Annotated in this window: 3 protein-coding genes and 1 pseudogene; all 4 read left to right on the top strand. The window is 56.9% G+C overall.

Going from position 1 to position 2,353, the window contains the following annotated elements; all coding sequences use genetic code 11:
- The first annotated feature begins 203 nt into the window (after nucleotides 1–203).
- A complete protein-coding gene (locus CAPSK01_RS24300) occupies nucleotides 204–752 on the top strand; it encodes an HNH endonuclease (RefSeq protein ID WP_273704237.1) in 549 nt (182 codons plus the stop codon).
- Nucleotides 753–839: 87 nt separating this feature from the next.
- On the top strand, nucleotides 840–1,223 hold the full coding sequence (locus tag CAPSK01_RS21195) for a hypothetical protein (protein ID WP_034931610.1): 384 nt from the start codon (nucleotides 840–842) through the stop codon (nucleotides 1,221–1,223).
- A gap of 101 nt (nucleotides 1,224–1,324) precedes the next feature.
- Nucleotides 1,325–1,642, top strand: a complete 318-nt coding sequence (locus CAPSK01_RS24295; RefSeq protein ID WP_273704236.1) for a hypothetical protein — start codon at nucleotides 1,325–1,327, stop codon at nucleotides 1,640–1,642.
- Between the two features lie 492 nt (nucleotides 1,643–2,134).
- Nucleotides 2,135–2,287: pseudogene (locus CAPSK01_RS24290) on the top strand (ClpX C4-type zinc finger protein); the annotation flags it as partial.
- Nucleotides 2,288–2,353 lie beyond the last annotated feature (66 nt).

The following is a 2,353-nucleotide window of genomic DNA, read 5'->3' as shown; positions in this document are numbered from 1 at the left end:
AGCAGCCGCCTGGGGGGGCGAGAAGCGCCGCCGGCATTGACGCAATTGCCCGAACTTTTAGTGAACGTGTCCATTGGGCACCTCCTTGTTTCGGTTGGAAATTTACCGACACCTGTTCATATGTACAGAGTAATGACGCAAAGTAAATCGTCAAGTAGGATGTCCACTTCACGTTAGGCGGCAAGACCAACACCCAGACGCGCATGAAGCAACTTGATCGGCTTCTCTTTGAGCAGGGCGGAGACTGCTTCTTCTGCAAGCAGCCGCTGGCGAAGGCGGATGCAAGCATTGAGCATCTGCTCGCCCAGGCGAACGGCGGTACGAGTGCGGAAGAGAACGTTGTTGCATGCTGCAAAGCCATCAACTCGCTCTTGGGCAACAAGCCTCTCAAAGAGAAGCTTGCGATCATCCTTCGCCAAAGACAAGGGTTTCGGTGCCCAGCCAGGTCGGCGGCCGCCGAGCCAACCAGTGGTCAGCCCTTTCCTGAGGCGCCAGCACCCAAGCCGATCCCGAATCCATCCACCCAAAGACCACTTGCGCAGAACGCCAGTCCCGCTGCAAAGACACCACCGAGGCCGGCAAGTGTCTCAGCACCGAGCACCCCTGCCGCTACTCGGCTGTCCGCAGCTGCTTCGCCTCCTCCTGTCTCAGGAGCCACAGTCTTGTGCCCGACCTGCCGCCGCCCGGTTGCCTCTGCAGCAGGCCAAGTCGACTACGTTTGTTCACACTGTCGCAGCGCGTTTCGCTACTGAGCAGCACGTGCCGCCTAACCCCGCGTTCGAGCCGACAGCCCACGGCAAGCCGTGGTCTGCGGCTCAACGCGAACGTTGGGCCTCTGAATGAAGCTCCTCCCCACGCAGATTGACGAGACCTCACTCACTGCCTTTGGTGAAGAGGCGCGCGCCTTACTGGTGCGCCATGACTACGCTGTTCTTGCCAGCCGATTTGGGTACGCCCTCGCCTACGACCGTCCGCCCGCCGCCGCATTAGAAGTAGATTTCATGAGTGCGGTTGCATCGCCCATTGCAGTTGCATCTGGCGCGTACTTGCCGCCTGCAATCACCGTAAAGTATTTCTCGCCAAACACCACAGGGTTGTTCGCTGTGATCGAATGCCCAGTGCCCGTTGCCGACAAAGCAGCCGTCCTTTTGGAGTTAATCGTCTCCGGCGAAGACGAAGAGAAGCACATTACCGTGGAGGACATCAGTGGCGTCGCTGCATAGGCCCAACCCGGCAGTCAACCCGCCTGCAAGCTGCGCTTACAGGTCCCCTCCGTCTTCGGCTCCGGCGGCCGGTTACTTCTACGTTAGACAACGCAGCGCCCATGGAACTAGAACCGCCTAACCTCAATGTCCGCCTGGAGCCAAGGAACTACCTCTGGCTAGCCGTCTTTGCTGCCTGTGTGTTGATCGTGTCCGCCTCCGCATTTGTCAACAAGGACTTCGCCCTCGTATTCGTGGCATGTGTAATTGTTGGCTCACCATGCTTAATCTGGTTCTTCTCGCCGTCATCAATCCGTCTGCCATACTGGGGTGGTTTTGAGCGAGTAGCTGCCTACGCACTTTTCTTTGCTTACTTGGCTCTGGCGAAACAAGTGCTGGTTCCGTTTGTAGTCCGACTGCTTGAACATGCTTTTGTCTAACCAGTCGGTCGAGTCGCGGCTTCGCCGCTGGGACGCCAGCCGGCAAGCCGGCCGTCGCCCCTCACCTTCACGTTAGCCGCCAGGAGACCTCTTATGCCACGAATCCGCATTAGGACTTCCGAAGGCGAACGGACTGTCGGCACATCCAATTGCTCGCTGCTCACAATCCAACTTGTTGCGTACTCACAGCGACATACCCTTCAACTGCGGGCGGATGCAAAGCTCATGACCGGCGATTCGGTGCTTGAACACGTTTCGTGGGAATGGCCCGAGCTTTCAGATACAACCTCAGTAGAACTGATATCCGACCCCGCCTCTAGTCCGTATGCCGCCTATGATCCACCGGACGCGTTACATCAGCCCAAAAAGGTCACACCCCCAATTGACATCGAGCGGCAACGAGCCGCGGAACTCTCCTACCAAGCAGCACAAAGAGAAGTTCAGGAGGCCGTCGAACAACTCGCGGCCATCACGGGAAAAACAATCCCATCAATTAAAGAAACGCGTGACTGCGATTCGAATTCAGACCTGCACTCACCGTATTGCTCATTCTGTGGGAAGAGCAATAACGAGGTTCGTAAGTTGGTTGCGGGGCCAGCCGTCTTCATTTGTGATGAGTGTGTCCAAATTGCAACCGAAATACTCACCAACTGATATGCAGGCGTCTAACGAATAAGGATAGATCGTGCGAAGCCACGATCTGATCCGTTT

Source organism: Candidatus Accumulibacter vicinus (genome assembly GCF_000584955.1).
Classification (GTDB): domain Bacteria; phylum Pseudomonadota; class Gammaproteobacteria; order Burkholderiales; family Rhodocyclaceae; genus Accumulibacter; species Accumulibacter vicinus.
The sequence above is the reverse complement of the archived record's forward strand: the minus strand, read 5'-3'. Positions and strand labels throughout refer to the sequence as shown.

Bases quoted from the DNA above. Each gene is read 5' to 3' on its own strand.
- CAPSK01_RS24300 (WP_273704237.1), top strand. From the start codon at position 204: ATGAAGCAACTTGATCGGCTTCTCTTTGAGCAGGGCGGAGACTGCTTC.
- CAPSK01_RS21195 (WP_034931610.1), top strand. From the start codon at position 840: ATGAAGCTCCTCCCCACGCAGATTGACGAGACCTCACTCACTGCCTTT.
- CAPSK01_RS24295 (WP_273704236.1), top strand. From the start codon at position 1,325: ATGGAACTAGAACCGCCTAACCTCAATGTCCGCCTGGAGCCAAGGAAC.